The organism is Mesorhizobium sp. CA16, assembly GCF_020165175.1.
Classification (GTDB): domain Bacteria; phylum Pseudomonadota; class Alphaproteobacteria; order Rhizobiales; family Rhizobiaceae; genus Mesorhizobium.
In genome coordinates this window covers 85,617-109,969 of sequence record NZ_JAIUHP010000007.1, presented here as the reverse complement: position 1 = coordinate 109,969, position 24,353 = coordinate 85,617, and the positions used below count along the sequence as shown (strand labels likewise).

The 24,353-nt window shown below is 63.9% G+C and carries 23 protein-coding genes; 16 read left to right on the top strand and 7 right to left on the bottom strand.

The annotated features are described in order from the left end of the window. Positions 1-36: 36 nt before the first annotated feature. Positions 37-1,575 carry a trimethylamine methyltransferase family protein gene (locus LB525_RS12675; RefSeq protein ID WP_224544874.1) on the top strand — a complete coding sequence of 513 codons (1,539 nt, stop codon included), beginning with the start codon at positions 37-39 and terminating at the stop codon, positions 1,573-1,575. 63 nt (positions 1,576-1,638) lie between these two features. Further along, positions 1,639-4,065, top strand: coding sequence for an FAD-dependent oxidoreductase (locus LB525_RS12670; RefSeq protein ID WP_224544873.1), 2,427 nt, complete (start codon positions 1,639-1,641; stop codon positions 4,063-4,065). A 186-nt stretch (positions 4,066-4,251) separates the two neighbouring features. On the opposite strand, the gene LB525_RS12665 is transcribed toward LB525_RS12670, so the two are convergent. Beyond that, positions 4,252-4,644, bottom strand: a complete 393-nt coding sequence (locus tag LB525_RS12665; RefSeq protein WP_224544872.1) for a DoxX family protein — start codon at positions 4,642-4,644, stop codon at positions 4,252-4,254. A gap of 65 nt (positions 4,645-4,709) precedes the next feature. Between LB525_RS12665 and LB525_RS12660 the strand changes: the two genes are divergently transcribed. After that, positions 4,710-5,330, top strand: coding sequence for a hypothetical protein (locus LB525_RS12660; protein WP_318012400.1), 621 nt, complete (start codon positions 4,710-4,712; stop codon positions 5,328-5,330). 28 nt (positions 5,331-5,358) lie between these two features. On the opposite strand, the gene LB525_RS12655 is transcribed toward LB525_RS12660, so the two are convergent. Beyond that, positions 5,359-6,135 (bottom strand): VOC family protein, encoded by a 777-nt coding sequence (locus tag LB525_RS12655; RefSeq protein WP_224544871.1) that lies wholly within the window; start codon positions 6,133-6,135, stop codon positions 5,359-5,361. Positions 6,136-6,559: 424 nt separating this feature from the next. On the opposite strand from LB525_RS12655, the gene LB525_RS12650 reads away from it, so the two are divergent. The 5 genes from LB525_RS12650 (at position 6,560) to LB525_RS12630 (ending at position 11,449) form a co-directional block, all read left to right on the top strand. Further along, on the top strand, positions 6,560-7,294 hold the full coding sequence (locus LB525_RS12650; protein WP_224544870.1) for a gamma-glutamylcyclotransferase: 735 nt from the start codon (positions 6,560-6,562) through the stop codon (positions 7,292-7,294). A gap of 114 nt (positions 7,295-7,408) precedes the next feature. Beyond that, on the top strand, positions 7,409-8,773 hold the full coding sequence (locus LB525_RS12645; protein ID WP_224544869.1) for an NAD(P)-dependent oxidoreductase: 1,365 nt from the start codon (positions 7,409-7,411) through the stop codon (positions 8,771-8,773). 2 nt (positions 8,774-8,775) lie between these two features. Beyond that, positions 8,776-10,089, top strand: a complete 1,314-nt coding sequence (gene preA / locus LB525_RS12640; RefSeq protein WP_224544868.1) for an NAD-dependent dihydropyrimidine dehydrogenase subunit PreA — start codon at positions 8,776-8,778, stop codon at positions 10,087-10,089. Positions 10,090-10,434: 345 nt separating this feature from the next. Continuing rightward, positions 10,435-10,953, top strand: a complete 519-nt coding sequence (locus tag LB525_RS12635; protein WP_224544867.1) for an RrF2 family transcriptional regulator — start codon at positions 10,435-10,437, stop codon at positions 10,951-10,953. 37 nt (positions 10,954-10,990) lie between these two features. Then, positions 10,991-11,449: a carboxymuconolactone decarboxylase family protein gene (locus LB525_RS12630; RefSeq protein WP_224544866.1), complete on the top strand. Its 459-nt coding sequence runs from the start codon at positions 10,991-10,993 to the stop codon at positions 11,447-11,449. Between the two features lie 41 nt (positions 11,450-11,490). Here LB525_RS12630 and LB525_RS12625 read toward each other — a convergent pair whose 3' ends face one another. Then, positions 11,491-12,213, bottom strand: coding sequence for an SDR family oxidoreductase (locus LB525_RS12625; RefSeq protein ID WP_224544865.1), 723 nt, complete (start codon positions 12,211-12,213; stop codon positions 11,491-11,493). Continuing rightward, a complete protein-coding gene (locus LB525_RS12620; RefSeq protein WP_224544864.1) occupies positions 12,210-13,055 on the bottom strand; it encodes an SDR family oxidoreductase in 846 nt (281 codons plus the stop codon). The genes LB525_RS12625 and LB525_RS12620 overlap by 4 nt, the downstream gene beginning before the upstream one ends. A 103-nt stretch (positions 13,056-13,158) precedes the next feature. Here LB525_RS12620 and LB525_RS12615 point away from each other — a divergent pair, with 103 nt between their 5' ends. Beyond that, positions 13,159-14,031 (top strand): helix-turn-helix transcriptional regulator, encoded by an 873-nt coding sequence (locus LB525_RS12615; RefSeq protein WP_224544863.1) that lies wholly within the window; start codon positions 13,159-13,161, stop codon positions 14,029-14,031. A gap of 272 nt (positions 14,032-14,303) precedes the next feature. Here the strand turns inward: LB525_RS12615 and LB525_RS12610 are convergent, their stop codons facing one another. Beyond that, positions 14,304-14,945 (bottom strand): TetR family transcriptional regulator C-terminal domain-containing protein, encoded by a 642-nt coding sequence (locus LB525_RS12610; protein WP_224544862.1) that lies wholly within the window; start codon positions 14,943-14,945, stop codon positions 14,304-14,306. Between the two features lie 227 nt (positions 14,946-15,172). Here LB525_RS12610 and LB525_RS12605 point away from each other — a divergent pair, with 227 nt between their 5' ends. Then, positions 15,173-16,501: an aspartate aminotransferase family protein gene (locus LB525_RS12605; protein WP_224544861.1), complete on the top strand. Its 1,329-nt coding sequence runs from the start codon at positions 15,173-15,175 to the stop codon at positions 16,499-16,501. A 90-nt stretch (positions 16,502-16,591) separates the two neighbouring features. On the opposite strand, the gene LB525_RS12600 is transcribed toward LB525_RS12605, so the two are convergent. After that, on the bottom strand, positions 16,592-17,230 hold the full coding sequence (locus LB525_RS12600) for a TetR/AcrR family transcriptional regulator (RefSeq protein ID WP_095768951.1): 639 nt from the start codon (positions 17,228-17,230) through the stop codon (positions 16,592-16,594). Positions 17,231-17,351: 121 nt separating this feature from the next. On the opposite strand from LB525_RS12600, the gene LB525_RS12595 reads away from it, so the two are divergent. The 3 genes from LB525_RS12595 to LB525_RS12585 all read left to right on the top strand — a co-directional run bounded on the left by LB525_RS12595 (position 17,352) and on the right by LB525_RS12585 (position 20,495). Further along, complete coding sequence (locus tag LB525_RS12595; protein WP_224544860.1) at positions 17,352-18,602, top strand: Zn-dependent hydrolase; 1,251 nt, start codon at positions 17,352-17,354, stop codon at positions 18,600-18,602. A 64-nt stretch (positions 18,603-18,666) separates the two neighbouring features. After that, entirely contained in the window at positions 18,667-20,118 is a 1,452-nt protein-coding gene (gene hydA, locus LB525_RS12590; RefSeq protein ID WP_140839617.1) for a dihydropyrimidinase, read from the top strand. A 2-nt stretch (positions 20,119-20,120) separates the two neighbouring features. Next, on the top strand, positions 20,121-20,495 hold the full coding sequence (locus LB525_RS12585) for a hypothetical protein (protein ID WP_224544859.1): 375 nt from the start codon (positions 20,121-20,123) through the stop codon (positions 20,493-20,495). A 17-nt stretch (positions 20,496-20,512) separates the two neighbouring features. On the opposite strand, the gene LB525_RS12580 is transcribed toward LB525_RS12585, so the two are convergent. Beyond that, a complete protein-coding gene (locus LB525_RS12580; protein ID WP_140839621.1) occupies positions 20,513-20,917 on the bottom strand; it encodes a cupin domain-containing protein in 405 nt (134 codons plus the stop codon). Positions 20,918-21,036: 119 nt separating this feature from the next. On the opposite strand from LB525_RS12580, the gene LB525_RS12575 reads away from it, so the two are divergent. From LB525_RS12575 to LB525_RS12565, 3 genes are all read left to right on the top strand, one after another. Further along, positions 21,037-21,828 carry an ABC transporter ATP-binding protein gene (locus tag LB525_RS12575; RefSeq protein WP_095768956.1) on the top strand — a complete coding sequence of 264 codons (792 nt, stop codon included), beginning with the start codon at positions 21,037-21,039 and terminating at the stop codon, positions 21,826-21,828. A gap of 463 nt (positions 21,829-22,291) precedes the next feature. Beyond that, positions 22,292-23,170, top strand: a complete 879-nt coding sequence (locus LB525_RS12570; protein ID WP_224544857.1) for an ABC transporter permease — start codon at positions 22,292-22,294, stop codon at positions 23,168-23,170. Beyond that, on the top strand, positions 23,167-24,321 hold the full coding sequence (locus LB525_RS12565) for an ABC transporter permease (protein WP_224544856.1): 1,155 nt from the start codon (positions 23,167-23,169) through the stop codon (positions 24,319-24,321). Before LB525_RS12570 ends, LB525_RS12565 begins: the two co-directional genes overlap by 4 nt. Positions 24,322-24,353 lie beyond the last annotated feature (32 nt).

Here is a 24,353-nt window from a genome sequence, read left to right as displayed (position 1 = left end):
ACAGCTCGCATGCGATGCCGGCGCTCTGATGCGCGCATGAGCGAACCAAGACGCAAGCGCGGCGCCGAGCGCACCAGCAACCGGGGACCAGCCGCCATCCCGCAACTGCCGGCGCGGCGGGTGGACAATCCCTATCCGCCCATGGCGCTGCTGTCGGCCGACCAGATCGAGGCCATTCACCAGGCATCGATGCACATACTGGAGAATTTCGGCATCGAGGTGATGAGCGCACGCGCCCTGTCGCTGTTCGAGCGCGCCGGCGCCAAGGTCGACCACGGCTCGATGAATGTGCGCGTCGATCGCGGCATGGTCGAGGAGGCGCTGAAGTCGACGCGCTCGGCCTATACGCTGACGCCCCGAAAGCCAGACCACGCCATTCATCTTGGCGGCAGCACCATCAACTTCACGCTCGTCGCCGGGCCGCCCAATGTGCATGACATGGAACGCGGCCGCCGCGCCGGCAACCTTGCCGACTACTCGGACCTCGTCCGGCTGGCGCAGCATTTCAACTGCATCCACATGCTGGGCAACCAGGTCTGCGCCCCGGTCGAGCTGCCGGCGAACACCAGGCATATGGATACCTATTTCGCCAACCTGACGCTGACCGACAAATGCTTCCACGTCTCGGCGATCGGGCGGGGCAGGGCGCTGGACGGCATCGAGATGATGGCGATCGCGCGCGGGCTGACGCTTGAGCAGATGGGAGAGGACCCCGGCGTCACGACCATCATTTCGGTCAACTCGCCGCGCCGCTTCGACGAGATGATGGCCGAAGGGCTGATGACGATGGCCGAATACGGCCAGTCGGTGGCGGTGACGCCATTCACGCTGATGGGGGCGATGAGCCCGGTGACGCTGGCCGGCGCGCTGGCGCAGCAGAATGCCGAAGCGCTGTTCGGCATCGTGCTGACGCAGCTGGTGCGTCCGGGCGCGCCGGTGATGTATGGCGCCTTCACCTCCAATGTCGACATGAAGTCGGGCGCGCCCGCCTTCGGCACGCCGGAAAACACCAAGGCCAACATTGCTTCGGGACAGTTGGCGCGGCGCTACAAATTGCCCTACCGCACGACGCCTGGCTCTGCCTCCAATGCCGCCGATGCGCAGGGCGCCTATGAGACGCTGATGGCGCTGTGGGGCGCGGTGCTCGGCCACGGCAATCTCGTCTACCACGCCGCCGGCTGGCAGGAAGGCGGGCTGACGGCGTCGTTCGAAAAGCTCATCATCGATGTCGAGATGATCCAGCACATGATGGAATTCCTGCGGCCGATCGCGGTCGACGAGGCGGAGCTTGCGGTCGAGGCGCTGGGCGCGGTGCCGACCGGCGGCCATTTCTTCGGCGAACCGCACACGCTGGAGCGCTACGCCACCGCCTTCTACCAGCCGATGCTTTCCAACTGGCAGAATTACGAGGCCTGGCAGGAGGCGGGCGCGCTCGACACGACGGCGCGCGCGACGCGGCTGTGGAAGAAGGCGCTGGAGGAATATGTCCAGCCGGCCATGGATCCCGCGGTGCGCGAGGCGCTCGAAGCCTATATGGCGCGCCGCAAGGAAGCGATCGGGCAGGGTGAGCCGTGAGGGAACAGCTTCCCATCCTGACCATTTCAATCTCTCAACTCACTGAACCAACGAGAAAAGTCCATGAAGTCGCATGCAAAGGTCGTGGTCATCGGCGGCGGTGTCGTCGGATGCTCGGTGCTGTTCCATCTTGCCCGCCATGGCTGGACCGACGTCGTGCTTTTGGAGCGCGACGAGCTGACGTCGGGCTCGACCTGGCACGCGGCCGGCGGCATGCACACCATCAATGGCGATCCCAACGTCGCCAAGCTGCAGAAATACACGATCTCGCTCTACAAGGAGATCGAGGAACTGTCGGGGCAGGCCACAGGCGTGCACCTCACCGGGGGCGTGCTTCTGGCCGCGACCGAAGCGCGGCTCGACTGGCTGCGCGGCGTGGTGTCCAAGGGCCGCTATCTCGGCATCGACCTCGAGGTGATATCGGCCAAGGAAGCGGCGGAACTGATGCCGCTCATCGATCCCAGCCAGTTTGTCGGCGCCATCCGCAACAAGGAGGACGGCCATCTCGACCCGTCCGGCGTGACGCATGCCTATGCCAAGGCGGCGCGGAAACTGGGGGCTGAGGTTGAGCGCTTCACCAAGGTCGAGGACATCGTGCGCCGTCCCGACGGGCTGTGGCGGATCATCACCAACAAGGGCGATATCATTGCCGAGCATGTCGTCAATGCCGGCGGGCTGTGGGCGCGGGAGGTCGGCCGCATGGTCGGGCTCGAGCTGCCGGTGCTGGCCATGGAGCACATGTACCTGATCACCGAGGACATGCCGGAGGTCGCCGACTGGAACAAGAAGACCGGCACCGAGATCATTCATGCCGTGGACTTCGACGGCGAGCTCTATCTGCGCCAGGAGCGCGGCGGCATGCTGATGGGCACTTACGAGAAGGCCAACAAGATCTGGTCCGAGTTCCAGACACCCTGGAATTTCGGCCATGAACTCCTGGAGCCGGACATCGACCGCATCGCGCCGTCGCTCGAAGTCGGCTTCCGCCATTTCCCCGCTTTCCAGAAAACCGGCATCAAGCAGATCATCAACGGCCCCTTCACCTTTGCGCCGGACGGCAATCCGCTGGTCGGCCCGGTGCGCGGCCTGCCGGGCTTCTGGGTCGCCTGCGGCGTCATGGCCGGATTCAGCCAGGGCGGCGGCGTGGGGCTCGCGCTTTCCAACTGGATGATCGAGGGCGATCCGGGCGCCGACATCTGGGCGATGGACGTGGCGCGCTACGGCGACTGGGCGACGATGGCTTACACCAACGCCAAGGTGCGCGAGAATTATTCGCGCCGTTTCTCGATCCGCTTCCCGAATGAGGAACTGCCGGCCGGTCGGCCGCTGAAGACGACGCCGGTCTATGACACGCTTGCCGCCAAGGGCGCGCAATGGGGCGTGTCCTATGGGCTCGAAGTGCCGCTCTGGTATGCGCCGGACGGCACCAAGGACGAGTTCTCGTGGCGGCGCTCGACCGACTTCGAGCATGTCGCCAAGGAAGTCGCGGCGGTGCGCGACGGCGTCGGCCTGTCGGAGATCTCGAACTTCGCCAAATACAAGGTGACGGGCGAGGGCGCGGCCGCCTGGCTCGAGCGCATGCTTGCCTGCAGGCTGCCAAAGCGCGGCCGCATGACCCTGGCGCCGATGCTGAAGGACGACGGCAGGCTGATCGGCGATTTCACTTTGGCCAATATCGACGACGCAGAATGGTTCATCGCCGGCTCCGGCATCGCCGAGCAATACCACATGCGCTGGTTCGAGGCGCATCTGCCGAAGGACGGCTCGGTGCAAATCGAGGCGCTGGGACAGAAGCTCACCGGCCTTGCGATCGCCGGACCGAAGGCCAGGGAAGTGCTCGCCAAGGTCACCCGCGCCGATGTCTCCAACGCGGCGTTCCCTTTCATGGCGGTTGCGCGGATGGATATCGGCATGGCACCGTGCCTGGTAGGCCGTGTCAGCTACACCGGGGATCTCGGCTACGAGGTCTGGGTAGCGCCCGAATATCAGCGCGCCGCATACCAGGCGCTGCTGGCCGCGGGCGAAGCGTCAGGCATCGGCCTGTTCGGCTCGCGCGCGCTCAATGCGCTGAGACTCGAGAAGAACTATGGCTCATGGGCGCGCGAGTACCGGCCGATCTATGGGCCGCTTGAGGCCGGGCTCGACCGCTTCGTCGCCTATGGCAAGGACGCTGATTTCATCGGCAAGGAAGCAGCACTTACCGAGCGCAAAGACGGCGGCAAGCTCAGGCTGCGCAGCTTCATCGTCGACGCCACCGATGCCGATGTGATCGGCGACGAGGCGATTTGGCATGACGGCGTTGTGCGCGGCTGGGTCACCTCGGGCGGCTATGCGCATCATTCGAAGAAGTCGGTCGCTATGGGCTATGTGCCCAAGGAGATCGCCGACAGACCGGACGGTTTCGAGATCGAGATCCTCGGCAAGCGCCATGCGGCGCGCATCCAGGCGGCGCCGCTGTTCGACGCCAATTTCGAGCGGATGCGCGGCTAGAGCAGGATGACGTTTCGTTGAATCGTCATCCTGCTCTAACTCTTTGTTGGAGCATGATCTTTTCCGAAAACCGGTTCCCACTTTTCGGGATCATGCTCTAGAGCAATTCCAGGAAAAGCGCGAAGCGGTTTCCGATCCGGAATTGCGTCAAAACAAAAAACCTCCAGGCGCGTACCCTTCGATGCTTCAGGCGTTGCGGCGGTTATCCAGCGCGAAGGCGCCGGCCCCGGCGAAGATCAGATAGAGGAAGATGAAGCAGAAGGAGATCGCCGAGTCGCCGCCGTTGTTAACGGGGAAGAAGTCGCGCGGCATGTGCGCCATGAAATAGGCGATCGCCATTTCGCCGGCCAGGAGGAAAGCGACCGGGCGGGTGAAGAGGCCGAGCGCCAGCAGGATGCCGCCGGCGAATTCGAGAATGCCGGCAGCCGTCGTCAGCCCGGTGAGGACGTGCGGCTCGGCGCTGACCGGGAAGTTGAACAGCTTCTGCGAGCCGTGTTCGACGAACTGCAAGGCGGTCATGATGCGCAACACGCCCAACGCTTGCGGACGGCACTGGGCAAGGCTTTCGAAAAGCTTCATCTAAAACTCCATTGTACGCCGCTCGGGCCTTAAGTTATCGCCCGGCGACGGACCACTCACATCCCATGGCCTGCCATCAACAATCGGCGAGTGGAAATGGCTTCAATCCCCATATTTTTTCTCTCTATGGTTGCATACATATCCTTATGGTTGTATTAGTATGGGTGACGCATCAAAACCAGGCAGGTCCCTTAACCATGAGAAAAGTCGTCATCAGCCTATTCGCAATCCTTGCGGGCACCAGCTTCGCCGCAGCCGCAGACACCGGCTGCGACGCGTTCAAATGGCCGGTTGAACGCGAGCAGGCCCTGTTTGCGGCCGCGCCCGCCGCCCAGTCCGGCGCCACGCTGACAGTCGGCGAAGCGGTGGATTTCTCACTCGCGGCTGTCGACACGGTCAGCTTTGAAGTGCCGCCTGACCGTGCACCGAAAGCCGGCACCTTCGGCGCGACGGCAAATGTGACGGTGCCGCCTCAAGGCGAGCTGCAGTTCAGCCTGTCCGACGAGGCCTGGATCGATGTCGTGCAGGATGGCAAGATCGTGAAATCGGCGGCTTTCAGCGGCGTGAAGACCTGCCCGGGCATTCGCAAAAGCGTGCGTTTCAAGCTCCAGGGCGGAGCGGCCGTCGTCCAGCTCAGCGGCGCCAAGAAAGCCGATCTGAAGCTGGCGGTGCTGACGCCGGAATGATCCAGCGCCAGCCCGCCGAGTGGTGCTATTACCGAACCGGTGCCAGCAGCGCGAAATGCGCGCCTTGCGGGTCCTGGCACTGGATGATCCACTGGCCGCTCGGCACGTCCATTGGACCCATGATGACCTTGCCGCCATTGTCGGTGACGCGCTTGGCGGCGGCGTCGATGGCATCGACGTTGAAATAGAACTGCCAGACGGGGACCGGGATCTGCGGCGGCTTGTTCATGATGCCGCCGCCGGATTGGGGGCCGGCGCCAAAAGTCTGGTAGATGCCCATCTCGCCCATATCGAACTGGCCGGCGCTCTCCCAGCCGAACTGGCTGGAATAGAAATCGAAGGCGGCTTTCCAGTCCGATGTATAGAGCTCATGCCAACCGACATGGCCGGGCGTGGTCGCCGGCACCGGCGGCTGCTCGGCCTGATTAGGCTGCAGGAACATGAAGGAAGCCCCTTGCGGGTCCGCAACGACCGCGAAGCGGCCAACGCCCGGAATGTCGTCCGGTGCGCGGTGGACGGCGCCGCCGGCGTCCTTGAGCGCTTGCGTCGAGGCGTCGACATCCTTGGTGTAGATGTAGCCCATCCAGGCTGGCGGCATGCCCATCTTGGCGGGCTCTTCCGGCATCGTCATCAGCCCGCCGACGCCGCGCATGGCGGAGTTCACGACGATGTAGCGGGGCATGCCGGGCGCCTTGTCGAAGGGCTCGGCCCGCCAGCCGACAACGGCGGTGTAGAAAGCCTCGGCGGCGTCGAGGTCGGTGGTCATCAACTCGTACCAGAAGAAAGGTTGCGGGGATTTCGGCATGGTCGGTCTCCTCACCGGTTCAGGCAGCGATCGTTGTTCGATCCAATCCTAAGGTATGTTGATATTCAGGTGATGCCGGCCTGCAAACGCCGGTTTCCTGCGCTTCCGGTGCTCACGTACTTAAGTACGCTCCGCTCCGGTTCTCGAAAACCGCCGTTTTCGGCGCGGCCTGACCTGAATCTCAACACACCTTAGGACGATCCTGACGACAGGAATCCGACATCTGGGCCAGAATTCGAGGACGGCAAGCGGCTTAAATCGCGTCGCGCTGAAACGGATTCAGGCGGCGCGCTTTGAGTCCTTGTCTTGATGCATGTCGTTGTCCCAGAACCGCTGCACACTTCTCGGTGACATGCATTAGGCCCACGATCTTGCGTATCCGGCGCTTTTCGACTTTGCTGGCCTCAAAGAGGGGGCTGTCTTCATGCGTCGAATGTCACTCACGCCTGAGCTCGTGGCCTTGTGCCATCGCGACGAGGTCGACCCTGGTCCCGATGGCAGCTGGACACAGCTAAGCGATGATGATTTCCGGACGCTTGCTAAGCGCCTGTCCGGCGAAGCCGACGACGGTCCGCTGTGGGTGTTCGCCTATGGCTCGCTGATCTGGAAGCCGGCCTTCGAATCGGTCGAGCAAAGACGCGCGGCCGCGCATGGCTGGCACCGCTCGTTCTGCCTCGACATAAAGCGCTGGCGCGGCAGCCGCGAGCAGCCTGGATTGATGATGGCGCTGGAACGGGGCGGGCGCTGCGACGGCGTCATCTATCGTTTGCCGGATGGCGAGAAACCAGCCCAGATCGAGCGATTGCTGCGGCGTGAAATCGACGACCATGAGTCCGTCAGCTCGGTCCGGTGGGTTCCGGTAAGAACGGCGCAAGGGTCTTTGCGGGCGCTCGGCTTCTGGGTCGGCGTGACCGGCAAGGGCACTTCGCTCGGGCAGCCGCTGGAAAGCGTGGCGAAGATACTGGCACGCGCCTGCGGCCATGTCGGCTCCGGCGCCGAATATCTCTACAACACCGTCAGCCACCTCGAGACCTTTGGCATCCATGACCGCAATCTGTGGCGGCTGCAGGAACTGGTGGCGGACGAGATCCGGTCCATCCATGGCCACAGCGTCACAAGCCATGACACAGCAAAGGTTGCCGAGCCGGCTATAACATGACTACATTCATCATGTTTTTGGGCAAACAATACAGTGGCTTGGCCGAAAATTGACCAATTGATAAAAAAATAAAACGTGCTAGCCTTCCCCAAAACGACAACAAGGGGAACTGGAATGGCGACTGGTCATTTCATCGAAGGCATTGCCGGCGGGCGGCTGTCTTCCGAGCAATATGCCGACAATTTTTCCGACCTGCATCCGCCGCTCGATCATCACGAGGCGCTGGTCGAGTCTGATCGCTGCTATTTCTGCTACGACGCGCCGTGCATGAACGCGTGCCCGACGTCGATCGACATCCCGCTATTCATTCGGCAGATCGCGACGGGCAATCCGCTGGGTTCGGCCAAGACGATCTTCGACCAGAATATTCTCGGCGGCATGTGCGCCCGCGTCTGCCCGACCGAGACGCTGTGCGAAGAGGCCTGCGTGCGCGAGGTCGCCGAAGGCAAGCCGGTGCAGATCGGCCGGCTGCAGCGCTATGCCACCGACGTCGCCATGAGCGAGAACAAGCAGTTCTACAAGCGCGCCGAACCGACCGGGAAGAGCATTGCCGTGGTCGGCGCCGGCCCGGCGGGGCTGGCGGCGGCGCATCGGCTTGCCCGCCACGGCCATGACGTAACGATCCTCGAGGCGCGGCCGAAGGCCGGCGGGCTCAACGAATACGGCATCGCCGCCTATAAGAGCGTCGACGATTTCGCCCAGGCGGAAGTGGACTATGTCACCGCGATCGGCGGCATCGACATCCAGAACGGCAAGGCGCTCGGCCGCGACTTCCAGCTTGCCGACCTGATCCGCAACTATGATGCGGTTTTCCTCGGCATGGGGCTTGGCGGCGTCAACACGTTGCGCGCCGATGGCGAGGACGCCGACGGCGTCGCCAACGCGGTGGAATTCATCTCGGAACTGCGCCAGGCGAGCGATCTTTCCGGCCTGCCGGTCGGCCGGCGCGTCGTCGTCATCGGCGGCGGCATGACGGCGATCGACGCGGCGGTGCAGTCGAAGCTGCTCGGCGCCGAAGAAGTGACGATCTGCTACCGGCGCGGCCAGGAGCACATGAATGCTTCGGAGTTCGAGCAGGATCTGGCCGCCGCCAACGGCGTCACCATCCGCCACTGGCTGCAGCCGAAGCGCGTCATTGCCGAGAACGGCAAGGTGTCGGCCATCGAGCTCGAATACACCGCCATGAGCGGCGACAAGCTTGTCGGCACCGGCGAGACGCTGCGGCTCAATGCCGACCAGGTGTTCAAGGCGATCGGCCAGAGCTTCGTGCCGGCGCATCTCAACGGCAGCGCGGAACAGATCGAGCTCGAAGGCGGCCGCATCAAGGTCGATGCCGAAGGCCGCACCTCGCTGGCCAAGGTCTGGGCCGGCGGCGACTGCATCTTCGGCGGCGACGATTTGACTGTCTCGGCGGTGGCGCAAGGGCGCGACGCGGCCGAGAGCATCCACCGGGCACTGACCTCTAACGGGAGGGCATGAGCATGGCAGACATCCGCAACAATTTCGTCGGCATCAAATCGCCCAATCCGTTCTGGCTGGCCTCGGCGCCGCCGACTGACAAGGCCTACAATGTCGAGCGCGCCTTCAAGGCCGGCTGGGGCGGCGTGGTGTGGAAGACGCTGGGCGAGGAAGGTCCGCCGGTCGTCAACGTCAACGGCCCGCGTTATGGCGCGATCTGGGGTGCCGACCGCCGGCTGCTCGGCCTCAACAATATCGAGCTGATCACCGACCGCGACCTGCAGACCAATCTGCGCGAGATGAAGCAGGTGAAGATGAACTGGCCGGACCGGGCGCTGATCGCCTCGATCATGGTGCCGTGCGTGGAGGAGAGCTGGAAGGCGATCCTGCCGCTGGTCGAGGAGACCGGCGCCGACGGAATCGAGCTCAATTTCGGCTGCCCGCACGGGATGAGCGAGCGCGGCATGGGCTCGGCGGTCGGCCAGGTGCCGGAATATATCGAAATGGTCGTGCGCTGGTGCAAGCAGTACACGCGCATGCCGGTCATCACCAAGCTGACGCCCAACATCACCGACATTCGCAAGCCGGCGCGCGCAGCGCATGCCGGCGGCACCGATGCTGTGTCGCTGATCAACACGATCAACTCGATCACCGGCGTCGATCTCGACAATTTCGCGCCGCAGCCGACCATCGACGGCAAGGGCTCGCATGGCGGCTATTGCGGCCCGGCGGTGAAGCCGATCGCCATGAACATGGTGGCCGAGATCGCGCGCGATCCGGAAACGCATGGCCTGCCGATCTCAGGCATCGGCGGCATCACCACCTGGCGCGACGCCGCCGAATTCATGGCGCTCGGCGCCGGCAACGTGCAGGTCTGCACGGCGGCGATGACCTATGGTTTCAAGATCGTGCAGGAGATGATCGCGGGGCTGGAGAACTGGATGGACGAGAAGGGTCACGCCTCGCTCTCCGACATCGTCGGCCGTGCCACGCCCAATGTCACCGACTGGCAGTATCTCAACCTCAACTATGTCGCCAAGGCGCATATCGACCAGGATGCCTGCATCAAATGCGGCCGCTGCCACATCGCCTGCGAGGACACCTCGCATCAGGCGATCACCAGCATGGTCGACGGTGTCAGGCATTTCGAGGTGATCGAAGCCGAATGCGTCGGCTGCAACCTTTGCGTCAATGTCTGTCCGGTGGAGGGCTGCATCACCATGCAGCCGCTGGCCGCCGGCGTGCTGGACCAGCGCACCGGCTTGCCGGTGTCGCCGGTCTACGCCAACTGGACGACGCACCCCAACAATCCGATGGCCAAGGTGGCCGCGGAGTAAAGCTTGGGTTCCTCGCCCCACGGGAGTGGGGAGAGGTGGCCCGGCGAAGCCGGGACGGAGAGGGGCTTTCGCGGCGGTTGCACACCGCTGAGGCCCGTGATTGTCTTTTATCTTTCTTGCGCCTGGTCCCTGACCGGTTTTGGCTTCACAGAAGGCGTCCCCCTCTCCGTCCCGGCTTCGCCGGGCCACCTCTCCCCCGCTTTGCGGGGTGCGAGGAACCCAAGTCCCGCGAAGCGCCAATTCTCCCCCACTCTGTCATTGCGAATCCGCGGGCAATCTTCATTTTTTCATTGCAGATAAAAATTATCTACGATAAAAAATATCCATGATTAGGAGATCGGTACGATGAAGCTCGGCGATGGCGTTGAGGCGGCAATCCATTGCGCGGCGACGCTGGCCAGCGTCGATGGCAACAGCACCATGCCGGGCGCGGCGTTGGCTGAGGCGTTTGGTCTGTCGCCGAGCTATCTGCTCAAGCATCTCAACCAGCTCACGGCGGCGCGCATCCTGGAATCGGTGCCGGGACCGGCGGGCGGCTACAGGCTGGCGCGGGCGGCCGAGCGCATCACGCTGCTCGACATTGTGCTTGCAGTGGAGGGCAGGGAGCCCGCCTTCCGTTGCGGCGAGATCCGCCAGCGCGGCCCGGTCAAGATCGATGCCTCGGCCTATGTGAAGCCTTGCGGCATCAATGCCGCGATGCTCAAGGCCGAGCGCGCCTATCGGGCGGCGCTCGCCGAAGTGAAGCTGTCCGACATCGTGGCGGAGTACGCGGCCGAAGGCGATCAGCGATCCTATGCCGCGAGTTGCGCCTTCGTCGAGCGCCACCAGCGGCCCCAGAAATCCGCTTCACCGAAACAGATTTGAACCCCTGACCCCACCAAAAACCCGGAAGGAAAAGACGATGAAACAGAGGCTGCAGTTCTTTGCCAAGGCGCCGGAAATCATGAAGGCGGTGTCGGCGCTCAACAAGGCCGTCGACGAATGCGGGTTGGAAGTGAGCCTGTTGCACCTGATCAAGCTCAGGGCCTCGCAGATCAATGGCTGCTCATATTGTGTCGAAATGCACAGTCGCGAGGCGCGACGCGACGGCGAGACCGAAACGCGGCTTTATCTCGTCGCCGCCTGGAAGGAATCGCCGCTGTTTTCCGAGCGCGAGCGCGCCGCCCTTGCATGGACCGAAGCCGTGACGCTGATCGCGAACAATGGCGTATCGGACGAGCTCTACGCCCGCACGCTCGAGCATTTCTCGGAAGAGGAACTGGTCAAGCTCTCGGTCGCGCTCGGCATGATCAATACCTGGAACCGGCTGTGCATTCCCTTCCACGCCATCCATCCGATGCCAGCCGCCAAGGCTGCCTGATCGAACGGCTTGGCGCGCGGATAAGAGATCCGCGCGCCTGTTCACGCAGCAAAGCGCAGGCCTCCGTCGCAGGTCAGCACCTGGCCGGTCATGAAGCTGTTCGAAACCAGGAAGGCGATCGCTTCGGCGACGTCCTCGGCGCGACCGATACGGCCGACCGGCGTCTTGCCGGCATATTCGGCAAACACTGCCTGCCGCTGGTCATTCGGCAAAAAATCCCACCAGGGCGTTTCGATGACGCCGGGCGCCACGACATTGACACGCAAAGGCTTCAGCTCGACGGCCAGGATCGGCGCGACGGTCAAAAGCATGCCGTTGATGGCGCCGATGCCGGCGACGCCGGGCGCGGCGATCTGCGCCGACACGGCCGAGATGAAAGTCACCGATCCAGCTTTATTCAAGGTCGGCAGGGCCGCCTGCAGGCAGGAGAGTTGCGGCCGGATCTTTTCATCGACGCCGCTGCCGATGTCGGCGAGGTCGAGCGTCGCGAACGGTCCCAGTCCCTTGCCGCCGCTGGCGGCGAGAACAAGGTGATCGAACGGCCCGAGACGCTCGAAGAAATTCCGGACCTCGTCCGGCTTGGTGGCGTCGAACGCTGCCTTGCCGACGGTGCCGCCAAGCGTCTTCCATGCGCCTTTGAGTTTCTCCTCGTTGCGGCCGGTGATGGTCACTTTCATGCCGGGGCCGACCAGCCGTTTGGCCGTGGCGAGGCCGATGCCGGATGAGCCGCCGACGATGACGCAGTGTTCGGTGGTCTCGCTCATGAATGCTTTTCCCTGGATGTTGCGGAAGATTGTCCGATCAGCTCGAGGCTAAGCGCGCGCAACCGGCGGCGGGCTTTCTCGTCATAGGCCTGCGGGTCGGCGCGCGATTCGCGCTGGCCGTCGAAATAGAGGCCGCTGCGGCCTTCGAGCGCCGGCGATGTTGCCAGGTTGAGAATGGCGTCGGCGCCGGTCTCGACCGAGCTCCATGGCGTGACCCCGGCCTGCCGCACCATCGTTGTGTCCATGTAGCTTGCCGGGTGCAAAGCATTGACCGTGATGCCGGTGCCGTCGAGCTGCTCCGCCAGATCGACGGTGAACAGGATCTGCGCCAGCTTGCTCTGGCAGTATGCGCGCACGCCGCTATAGCTATGCGTCAGCATCACGTCGTCGAAGTCGATCGCCTGCTGGCCGGCCGAGGCGACATTGACGATGCGCGCCGGCGCGCTTGCTTTGAGCAAAGGCAAGAGCTCCGACGTCAGCAGGAAGCCGGCGAGATAGTTGACGGCGAAGCGCAACTCGTAGCCGTCGGCGCTGACCTGCCGGCTGGCGGCCTGGCCGCCGGTGCCGACGCCGGCATTGTTGATCAGGACGTCGAGCCGATCGGTCCTGGCGCGCACCGCTTCGGCGAGGCGGCGCACTTCGGCAAGCGAAGCGAGGTCGGCGGCGAGGAATTCCGCCTTGCCACCTTTTGCCTCTATGGCGGCCACAGTCGCCTTGCCGCGGCTTTCGTCGCGGCCATGCACCAGCACGTGGGCGCCGCCGGCGCCGAGCCGCTCGGCGACCACGCGGCCGACGCCATCGGTCGAGCCGGTGACGAGAATTGTCTTGTTCCTGAGTTCCATGTCCGGAGCCTCCTTGCGCTGCTCTGAATGGAAAGATGGGACATCGCGCGGGACGCAAACAGTTCAAACTTTATCCTGGTATCGGTACTGCTATAATAGGCGCATGGATGCCATCGCCCATTCTCCCGAAGATCATCGCCGGCGCGAACTCGGCGCCTTCCTGCGTTCCCGTCGCGAGCGGCTTTCGCCTGATACCGCCGGCATCGCCTGCGGCGCGCGGCGGCGCACGCCGGGCCTGCGGCGTGAGGAAGTGGCGATGATCGCCGGCGTCGGCACGACCTGGTACACATGGCTGGAGCAGGGCAGGGACGTACGGCCTTCGGTCGAGGTGCTGTCGGCTCTCTGCCAGGCGCTGCGGCTCGACGCCGCCGAGCAGCGGCATCTGTTCACGCTCGCCGGCCGCCAGCAGCCGGAGCGGCGCCGCATCGTGCAGGGCAAGGTCGAGGGGCCGCTGCTGCACATGCTGCAGAGCTTGGTCCTGCAGCCCGCCTATGTCGTCGGCCCGCGCTGGGACGTGCTGGCATGGAACGATGCGGCCGTCGCGATTTTCGGCGATTACGGCCTGCTGGAGGGCGACGCCCGCAACATCATCCACGGCGTCTTCACCGATCCGCACCGGCGGCATCTGCTGGTGGATTGGGAACAGCTGGCGCGCGCGACCCTTGCCGCTTTCCGCGCCGAAAGCGCGAAATACACCGGCGATCCGGATTTCGAGCGGCTGATCGAGTTGATGATGCGCTCAAGCCCCGAGTTCCGCGAATGGTGGCCGCAGCGCGATGTGGTGCATCGGCTCTCCGGCCTGAAGCATCTGCGGCATCCGATCGCCGGCGCGATGACGTTCGAGCATATGAGCCTGTCGATCGACGACGGCTCGGACACGCGGCTGATCGTCTACACGCCGCTGGCGGAGCAGAACTCGGTGGTGAAATTGCGCAAGCTGCTCGAGGGGCTTCCAACCGAGCGGCGCAGCGCGTGAGGTCCCCTCGACTTCGTCATCCACGGGCGGAGCGGGAGCGAAGCGGACGCGGAGACCCGAGGATCCATTCCGTTACCTTTGCCGTGTGTGCCAGCGGTGCAGAATTCTGGATCGTCGCGTCGCTTCGAGGTCACGGAATGGATCCTCGGGTCTGCGCTGCGTCGCTTCGCTCCTTGCTCCGCCCGTGGATGACGAAGCTGAGAGGCTTCGGCTAATCTCGAAGGACAGCAACAGCCAAACGGCTGGCAAAACGGCCCCGTCCCGGCGATACGCTAGCCCTTCGGTTTCAGTCCATCCAGGAACAGCTGCTCCAGAAACCGCGCTGCGTCCTCGAAGCGGCCGTCGCCGCCGCGGTCGGCGCCGAGCACGGCGCGGACCTGAACGTCGAAATCGGCATAATGCTGCGTCGTCGCCCAGATCGAGAAGATCAGGTGCCAGGGATCGGTGCGGGCGATCTTGCCGGCGCGCATCCAGCCCTTGATGACGGCGGCCTTCTCGTCGACCAGCGTCTTCAGCTCGCCCTCCAGCATCGGCTTTATGCGCGGCGCGCCCTGCAGGATCTCATTGGCGAACAGCCGGCTTTCGCGCGGAAAATCGCGCGCCATCTCCAGCTTCCTGCGGATATAGCTTCTGAGCTCCGTCAGCGGATCGCCGATGTCGTCAAGCTCGCGCAATGGCGCCAGCCAGGTGTCGAGCAGACGCTGCATCAACGTCTCGTGAATGTCCTCCTTGCGGCGGAAGTAATAGAGAAGGTTGGGCTTCGACATGCCGGCGGCTTCGGCGATCTGGTCGATGGTCGAGCCGCGAAACCCGTTGGCGGAGAAGACTTCGAGCGCGGCTTCCAGGATCAGCTCGCGCTTTTCCTGCTGGATGCGGGTGCGGCGGGGAGCAGAGCCTTCCTTCGCCGCCGTCATCCTGGCCGGCCGTCTTCGCGCCGGCTCTCTGGACCAATTGTCTGGACCAGTTTTTCCTTGGGCTGTGGAGCGCGCTTTTTATGCCGCATTTCCGCTAGTAATCCCCTGACCGCCGACAGGCGGTGCTAACGTTTGTCCAACCGGTCAAAAATTTGCGTAGCACGAAAACGCAGCAAAGACCAAGCGTTGGCCGCACCGAAACACGCTTACAAGGGGAAGTCCTGGTCATGTCCAACCGGCTGAAAGTCACGCCGAACGATCTCAGCGCATTCTGGATGCCGTTCACGGCAAACCGCCAGTTCAAGCAGGCGCCGCGCATGTTCGTGTCCGCCAAGGACATGCACTACACCACCAGCGACGGCCGCAAGGTGCTCGACGGCACTGCGGGCCTGTGGTGCGTGAACGCCGGCCACTGCCGGCCGAAGATCACCGAGGCGATCCAGAACCAGGCTGCCGAGCTCGACTACGCGCCGGCTTTCCAGATGGGCCATCCGATCGTGTTCGAGCTGGCGAACCGGCTGGTCGATATCGCCCCCAAGGGCATGGACCATGTCTTCTTCACCAATTCCGGATCGGAATCGGTGGACACCGCGCTCAAGATGGCGATCGCCTATCACCGCGTTCGCGGCGAGGGCTCGCGCACCCGCCTGATCGGCCGCGAGCGCGGCTATCACGGCGTCAATTTCGGCGGCATCTCGGTCGGCGGCATCGTCTCCAACCGCAAGATGTTCGGCACGCTGCTCGGCGGCGTCGACCATCTGCCGCATACGCATCTGCCGGACAAGAACGCCTTCTCGAAGGGTGTGCCGGAGCATGGCGCCGAGCTCGCGAACGATCTCGAGCGGCTCATCGCGCTGCATGACGCCTCGACCATCGCTGCCGTCATCGTCGAGCCGGTCGCCGGCTCCACCGGCGTCATCCTGCCGCCGAAGGGCTACCTGCAGAAGCTTCGGGAAATCTGCACGAAGCACGGCATATTGTTGATTTTCGATGAAGTGATCACCGGCTTCGGCCGCCTCGGCGCGCCGTTCGCGGCGGACTATTTCGGGGTCACGCCGGACATCATGACCACCGCCAAGGGCGTCTCCAACGGCGTCATCCCGATGGGCGCGGTGTTCGTCAAGAAGGAGATCCACGACGCCTTCATGACCGGCCCGGAGCACATGATCGAGTTCTTCCACGGCTACACCTATTCGGGCAATCCGATCGCCTGCGCCGCGGCGCTCGGCACGCTCGACACCTACAAGGAAGAGGGCCTTTTGACCCGCGGCGAGGAACTGGCGCCTTACTGGGAGGACGCGCTGCATTCGCTGAAGGGCGAGCCGCATGTCGTCGACATCCGCAACATCGGCCTGATCGGCGCGATCGAGCTGGCGCCGATCGCCGGCAGCCCGACCAAGCGGGCCTTCTCAGCCTTCGTCAAAGCGTTCGAACGCGGCGCGCTGATCCGCACCACCGGCGACATCATCGCGCTGTCGCCGCCGCTGATCATCACCAAGGGCCAGATCAACGAACTCATCGACCATGTGCGTGAGGTGCTGAGGTCGATCGACTGACAAGCCGGAGCGGACACTCTGCCGTGGAGGGAGGGTGTCCGCGAAGCCGCCGGCTGAGGTCGACGCCGCAGCGCCGACCTTCGGTGCGATTCAGGCCGGCTGCGCGCCAATGCCGGTCAGGATCACCCGTTTGATGTTTTCCTTGGCTTCCCGCCATTGCCGGTCGGAGAGCGACTTGCCGCCGTTCAGCGTCTCGATCTGGTGGCCGAAATCGGCGTAATGCTGGGTCGTGGCCCAGAGCATGTAAAGCAGATGACGCGGGTCGACCGGGTCCATCTTGCCCTCCTCGATCCAGCGCCTGATGATCTCGACGCGACCGTCGGTCCATTCGCGCAGCGTCGATTCCATATAGTCCTGAAGCACGGGCGCGCCGTGCATGACTTCCGAGGCCCAGACCTTCGAGCCGTCCGGGTGGCGACGCGATATTTCCATCTTGGCGTCGATGTAGGCGCTGATGCCGTCTACCGGGCCGCGCGCCGCGTCGAAGCAATTGGCCGCCTGCAGCCAGATCTCGAAAATGTTCTGGACGACGGACCGGTAGAGCTCTTCCTTGGTGGCGAAATAGTAGTGGAGATTTGCCTTTGGCAGTCCCGCCAGATCGGCGATCAGCTGCATCGTGGCGCCGCCGAACCCGGCTTCCGCAAACACCTTTTCGGCGGCGAGCAGAATTGCTTTTTCATTCTCCCGCCTTATGTCCTGTCGCCGCATGGGACGGGTGGATTCGCTCATGTCTCCCCCAAGATTCTCGTTGACCGCTTGGTCAGCTTGTGTAGTCTGAAAGCTGACCATACGGTCAGGATGCAAACCACTCAAGGGGCGACAAGACCCCTGGTGAAAATGGGAACCGCAAATGGCCGCACCTGGTGAAAATCTGCGAGTGAATTCAGACCGCTTGTGGGATTCCATCATGGAGATGGCGAAGATCGGCCCCGGCATTGCCGGCGGCAACAATCGTCAGACACTGACCGATTCCGACAAGCAAGGCCGCGAGCTGTTCAAGTCCTGGTGCGATGAGGCCGGGCTCACCATGGGCGTGGATCAGATGGGCACCATGTTCATGACGCGGGCCGGCACCGATCCGGACGCGCTGCCGGTCTATGTCGGCTCCCATCTCGACACCCAGCCGACCGGCGGCAAATATGACGGCGTGCTCGGCGTACTTTCCGGCCTGGAGGTGGTGCGCTCGCTCAACGATCTCGGCATCAAGACCAGACATCCGATCGTCGTCACCAACTGGACGAACGAGGAGGGCGCTCGTTTCGCGCCGGCGATGCTCGCCTCGGGCGTGTTCGCCGGCGTGCACACCCAGGAATATGCCTATGCCCGCAAGGATCTCGACGGCCTGACCTTCGGCGACGAGCTGAAGCGGATCGGCTGGGTGGGCGACGAGACGGTCGGCGCGCGCAAGATGCACGCCTATTTCGAATACCATATCGAGCAGGGCCCGATCCTCGAAGCCGAGAACAAGCAAATCGGCGTGGTGACCCACTGCCAGGGCCTGTGGTGGCTGGAGTTCACGCTGACCGGCAGGGAAGCGCATACCGGCTCGACGCCGATGAACATGCGCGTCAATGCAGGCCTTGCCATGGCGCGCATCCTGGAGATGGTGCAGACGGTCGCCATGGAGAACCAGCCCGGCGCCGTCGGCGGGGTGGGCCAAGTGAAGTTCTCGCCCAATTCCCGGAACGTCCTGCCAGGCACGGTGGTCTTCACCGTCGACATCCGCTCGCCGGACCAGGCCAAGCTCGACGGCATGCGCGCCCGCATCGAAAAGGAAGCGCCGAAGATCTGCGAGGCGCTTGGCGTGAAATGCTCGGTCGAGGCGGTCGGCCATTTCGACCCGGTGACCTTCGATCCGACGCTGGTCGGCCGCGTGCGCACAGCCGCCGAAAAGCTCGGTTACAGCCATATGAATATCATCTCCGGCGCCGGCCACGACGCCTGCTGGGCGGCCAAGGTGGCACCGGCGACCATGGTCATGTGCCCCTGCGTCGGCGGCCTCAGCCACAACGAGGCCGAGGAGATCTCCAAGGAATGGGCGGCGGCGGGCGCCGATGTGCTGTTCCATGCGGTGGTCGAGACAGCTGGAATCGTTGAATGATCGCCTAGACCAGTCACCTCGCAACGCCGCTCGCAAAGAAGCGCGAAAGAACAGGGGAACAGATATGACCAAAGTCATCCGGAACGGCACCATCGTTACCGCCGACCGTACCTGGAAGGCCGACGTGCTGATGCAGCATGGCAAGATCGTCGCCATCGGCTCCAACCTGCACGGCGACCATGAGTTCGACGCCACGGGGTGCTATGTCATGCCGGGCGGCATCGATCCGCACACCCATCTCGAAATGCCCTTCATGGGCACTTATTCGGCCGACGATTTCGAATCCGGCACGCGCGCGGCGCTCTCCGGCGGCACGACCATGGTGGTCGATTTCTGCCTACCGGCGCCGCAGCAGTCGCTGCTGGAAGCCCTGCAGATGTGGGACAACAAGACCTCGAAAGCCTCCTGCGACTATTCCTTTCACATGGCGATCACCTGGTGGGGCAAGCAGGTGTTCGACGAGATGGCTCAAGTCGTCGACCGGGGCATCACCTCGTTCAAGCATTTCATGGCCTATAAGGGCGCGCTGATGGTCGACGACGACGAGATGTACTCGTCGTTCCAGCGTTGCGCCGATCTCGGCGCGCTGCCGCTGGTCCATGCCGAGAATGGTGACGTGGTCGCAGCGCTCTCGCAGAAGCTTTTGGCCGCCGGCAACAATGGTCCGGAGGGACATGCCTATTCGCGGCCGCCGGAAGTGGAGGGCGAGGCGACAAACCGCGCCATCATGATCGCCGACATGGCGGGCGTGCCGCTCTATGTCGTGCATGTCTCCTGCGAGCAGAGCCACGAGGCGATCCGCCGCGCCCGGCAGAAGGGCATGCGGGTGTTCGGCGAGCCATTGATCCAGCATCTGACGCTCGACGAGACCGAGTATTTCAACAAGGACTGGGACCATGCGGCGCGCCGGGTGATGAGCCCGCCTTTCCGCAGCAAGTGGCACCAGGATTCGCTGTGGGCCGGCTTGCAGGCCGGCTCGCTGCAGGTCGTGGCGACCGATCACTGCTCTTTCACCACCAGCCAAAAGCGCAACGGCATCGGCGACTTCACCAAGATCCCGAACGGCACCGGCGGGCTCGAGGACCGCTTGCCGGTTCTATGGACGAGAGGCGTCAACACCGGGCGGTTGACGATGAACGAGTTCGTCGCGGTGACCTCGACCAACATCGCCAAGATCCTCAACATGTATCCGAAGAAGGGCGCGATCGTCGAAGGCGCCGACGCCGACATCGTCGTGTGGGATCCGAAGCGCAAGAAGACGATCTCGGCCAAGAACCAGCAGTCGGTGATCGACTACAACGTCTTCGAAGGCGTCGAGGTGACCGGTCTGCCGCGCTTCGTCTTCTCGCGCGGCGAGCTGTCGATCGAGGAAGCGGAGGTGAAGGCCAAGACCGGCCATGGCGAGTTCGTCGCCCGCGAGCCGAACGCCGCGGTCAACCGGGCGCTGTCGACCTGGAAGGAGATTTCCGCGCCGCGCAAGGTCGAGCGAACCGGCATTCCGGCCACCGGGGTCTGACCATGCGGGCTCTTCATCTTGCGATCACGGCGGCCGTGATACTTGCCGACGGCCAGGCTCTTGCCGCCGGCATCGACCTCAGCAAGCCCTATGGCGACAAATATGGCTGCATCAACCGGAACGGCCAGCAGGTCGCTGCCGACAAGATGCTGCTTTTGACCGACAAGGAACTGATCACGGCGGCCAGCGCCTGCACCTTCAGCGACCGCCAAGCGCAGGCCGATGGATCGCTGGTGGTGACGGCAAAATGCGAGGCTGAAGGCGAAGAGGGACAGCCGACCAGGTTCACCATCAAGCGCAGCGCGAAGAATGCGAAGAAGCTGGTCGTGGCTGACGAAGGCGGCAATGTGATGGGCGAAGTCGCGCGATGCAAATGACGGTCATCCCGTCAGGGTCAAGCGACGAGGCCATCCAGCTCCGGCAGCAGCACGACGCTTTCCTGTTCATTGGGATCGGTGCGGGCGATGACCGCGGAGGAGGGCGCCCCGCTCAGATTGGCGGGCAGATGCGGCACGCCCGCCGGAATGTAGAAGAGGTCGCCGGCCTTGACGACGGTGTGGTGCTCGAGCCGGTCGCCGTACCAGGTGTGGACTTCGCCGGAGAGCACGTAGATCGCCGTCTCGTGGCTTTCATGCATATGCGCCTTGGCGCGCGCGCCGGGCGGCATGGTGAGAAGATGCATGCAGATGCCGGAGGAGCCGACGGTTTCGGCGGCGATGCCGGCGAAATAGCTCAGCCCCTGCTTGCCCTGATAGGTGCTTTCGGGGCGAACGAGACGACAGGTGGGTTTAGGCGACATCAGCAAGGCTCCGGGCGGCGTCGATCGGGTGGGACAGGACGAGTGGAAAGCAACGCTATCATAAAATCAACCGGATTGCGGACGGTGCGGCAGCGGCTGCGAAAGGCAGGCTGCAGCCAATGACCGAACAGCCGCCAGCCGTCGTCTCGGCAAGCAAGCTCGGCCTCACCTTCCAGACCAATGACGGTCCGGTGCAGGCGCTGTCCAATGTCGATCTGACCATCGGCAAGGGCGAATTCGTCTCTTTCATCGGCCCGTCCGGCTGCGGCAAGACCACCTTGCTGCGCGTCATCGCCGATCTCGAGAAGGCGACCGCCGGGGCGATCTCCGTCAACGGCATGACGCCGGAGCAGGCGCGCGAGAAACGCGCCTATGGCTATGTCTTCCAGGCGGCGGCCTTGTTCCCGTGGCGCACGATCGAGCGCAACGTGGCGCTGCCGTTGGAGATCATCGGCCTCAGCCAGGTCGAGCAGGCCGAGCGCATCAAGCGCACGATGGAGTTGGTCAACCTTTCCGGCTTCGAGAAGAAATACCCCTGGCAGCTTTCCGGCGGCATGCAGCAGCGCGCCTCGATCGCGCGCGCTCTCGCCTTCGATGCGGATCTGCTCTTGATGGACGAGCCGTTCGGCGCGCTTGACGAGATCGTGCGCGACCATCTGAACGAGCAGCTCCTCGATCTCTGGGCGCGGACCAACAAGACGATCTGCTTCGTCACCCATTCGATACCCGAGGCGGTCTATCTGTCGACGCGCATTGTCGTGATGTCGCCGCGGCCCGGCCGCGTCACCGACATCATCGAATCGACGCTGCCGAGAGAGCGGCCGCTCGACATCCGCGAGACGCCTGAATTCCTGGCGATCGCCGCGCGGGTGCGGGATGGCTTGAGGGCAGGGCACAGCTATGATGATTGAGGGGCGGGAGGATGAGCTCTCTCCTCTCCCCTCCGGGGAGAGGGTGGCGGCGCAGCGGCCGGGTGAGGGGCCGGCCACTCGCGCCTTCGTCATCCTAGGGCGGAGCAGGCGCGCCACCCCGCGTGTTAAGGAAGCCGGCCATCGCGATTTCGTCATCCTAGGGCGTAGCGACGCGAACCGGAGCGCAGACCCTAGGATCCATTCCGTGACCCTGGTCGAAGGGCGTAAGCGGCTCAGAATACCCGACGAGCAGAGCGCGGCGCAGGGAACTGTATTCTGGAACGTTGCGGAGCTCAGAAGTAACGGAATGGATCCTAGGGTCTGCGCCGCGTCGCTTCGCTCCTTGCTCCGCCCTAGGATGACGAAAAATACCAGCGCCGCAGCACTCCAGTCGAACGTGCCCGGCCTTCGCTTTGCTCCGGCCACCCTCTCCCCGTGGGGGAGAGGAGAAGGGCGGCGCTAGATGGACTCCTTCCGCTCCAAGATCGTCCCCGTCACCAGCATCCTCGCCGGCGTGGTGGTGCTCTGGTATGTCTTCGCCGTCATCCTCAACGCGCCGTTCCAGCGCGATCTCGACCGCCGTGCCAATGAGACGCCGGGTATCGTCGAGTTCATCGGCAAGACGCTGTCGCAGCCGAAGCCGACGCTACCGGCGCCGCATCAGGTGGCGGTGAATTTCTTCCAAAACACCTTCCTGCGGTCCGTCACCTCGAACCGCAGCCTGGTCTACAACGCCTGGGTGACGCTGTCGTCGACGCTGCTCGGCTTTGCTTTCGGCACCGCTCTCGGCATCCTGATTGCGGTGGGCATCGTGCATGTGGCGACGCTCGACCGCAGCCTGATGCCGTGGATCATTGCTTCGCAGACCATTCCGATCCTGGCGGTGGCGCCGATGATCATCGTGGTGCTGGCCGCGATCGGCATCACCGGCCTGATCCCCAAGGCGCTGATCTCGACCTATCTGTCGTTCTTTCCGGTCGCCGTCGGCATGGTGAAGGGCCTGCGCTCACCCGAGATCATGCATCTCGACCTGATGCATACGTATAATGCCAGCGCCTCGCAGACCTTCTGGAAGCTCAGGGTGCCGGCTTCGGTGCCGTTCCTGTTCACCTCGATGAAGGTGGCGGTGGCGGCGAGCCTGGTCGGCGCCATCGTCGGCGAATTGCCGACGGGTGCGGTCGCCGGCATCGGCGCGAAGCTGCTTGCGGGCGCCTATTACAGCCAGACCATTGATATCTGGTCGGCGCTGGTCGCGGGGTCCGTCGTCGCGGCGCTGCTGGTGATGGTCGTGGGCATCGCCGGACGCCTGGTCGACCGCGCCATGGGCGGGAGGCCGGCATGAATTGGCTGAAGCCATCATGGCAATCGGTGCTGGCAATCCTGCTTTGTCTCATCGCTGTTGCGCTTGGCGCAATGACGAAGCCGGAGGCAGCCGCGCTGGCGGAGCCGGCCGCAACGCTGGCCTATCCCTATATGGGCGCCAAGGGGCTGATCATCGGGCTGCTGCTCATTGCGGCGCTGGTCTCGACCTTAAGGCTGACGCCGGTCGTTGAGGCCATCGTGCTCTTCGTCGGCGCCCATGCCGCAGCCTGGCTCTTGGTCAAAGGCATAGCCGGTTTCGAGGGCACGGCGCTGGCGCCCTATTTCCTGCTGCTTGCCGCTGCCTGGCTGCTTGCCTGGCGCTGCGTTGCCTTGCTCGCCTGGTTGCGTCCGAGCGGGAGCGTCGCAAGGAACGCGCTGCGCCTGATCATCCCGGCGATCTTCGGCGCCTGGATCCTGATCATCTGGGAGGCGGTGACGCGCGGCGCCGGCATCCCCTTCATTCTTTTGCCGCCGCCGAGCGCCATCGGCGCGCGTATTGCCAACTCACTGCCGATCCTGGGATCGGACGTGCGGCAGACGATCTTCAAGGCGGTGCTCATCGGCTATGTCGTCGGCAATCTCGCCGGCTTCACCGTCGCTATCCTCGCCGACCGTGTGCCGTTCCTGCGGCGCGGCCTGCTGCCGATCGGCAATATGGTTTCGGCGCTGCCGATCATCGGCGTGGCGCCGATCATGGTCATGTGGTTTGGCTTCGATTGGCCGTCCAAGGCCGCGGTCGTCATCATCATGACTTTCTTCCCGATGCTGGTGAATACGGTGGCGGGCCTTGCCGCGTCCGGGCATATGGAGCGCGACCTGATGCGCACTTATGCATCGGGCTATTGGCCGACCTTGCTCAAGCTCAGGCTGCCGGCGGCCATGCCGTTCATCTTCAACGCGCTGAAGATCAACTCGACGCTGGCCCTGATCGGCGCCATCGTCGCCGAGTTCTTCGGAACGCCGGTGGTCGGCATGGGATTTCGCATCTCGACGGAAGTCGGGCGGATGAACATCGACATGGTGTGGGCCGAAATCGCAGTTGCAGCACTGGCGGGTTCGGTCTTTTATGGCGTGGTCGCTCTCGTCGAGAGAGCCGTCACGTTTTGGCATCCCTCTGTCCGAGGTGGATAGGGGCGGTGGGTTTGGGTGCTAACTTCAGAGGG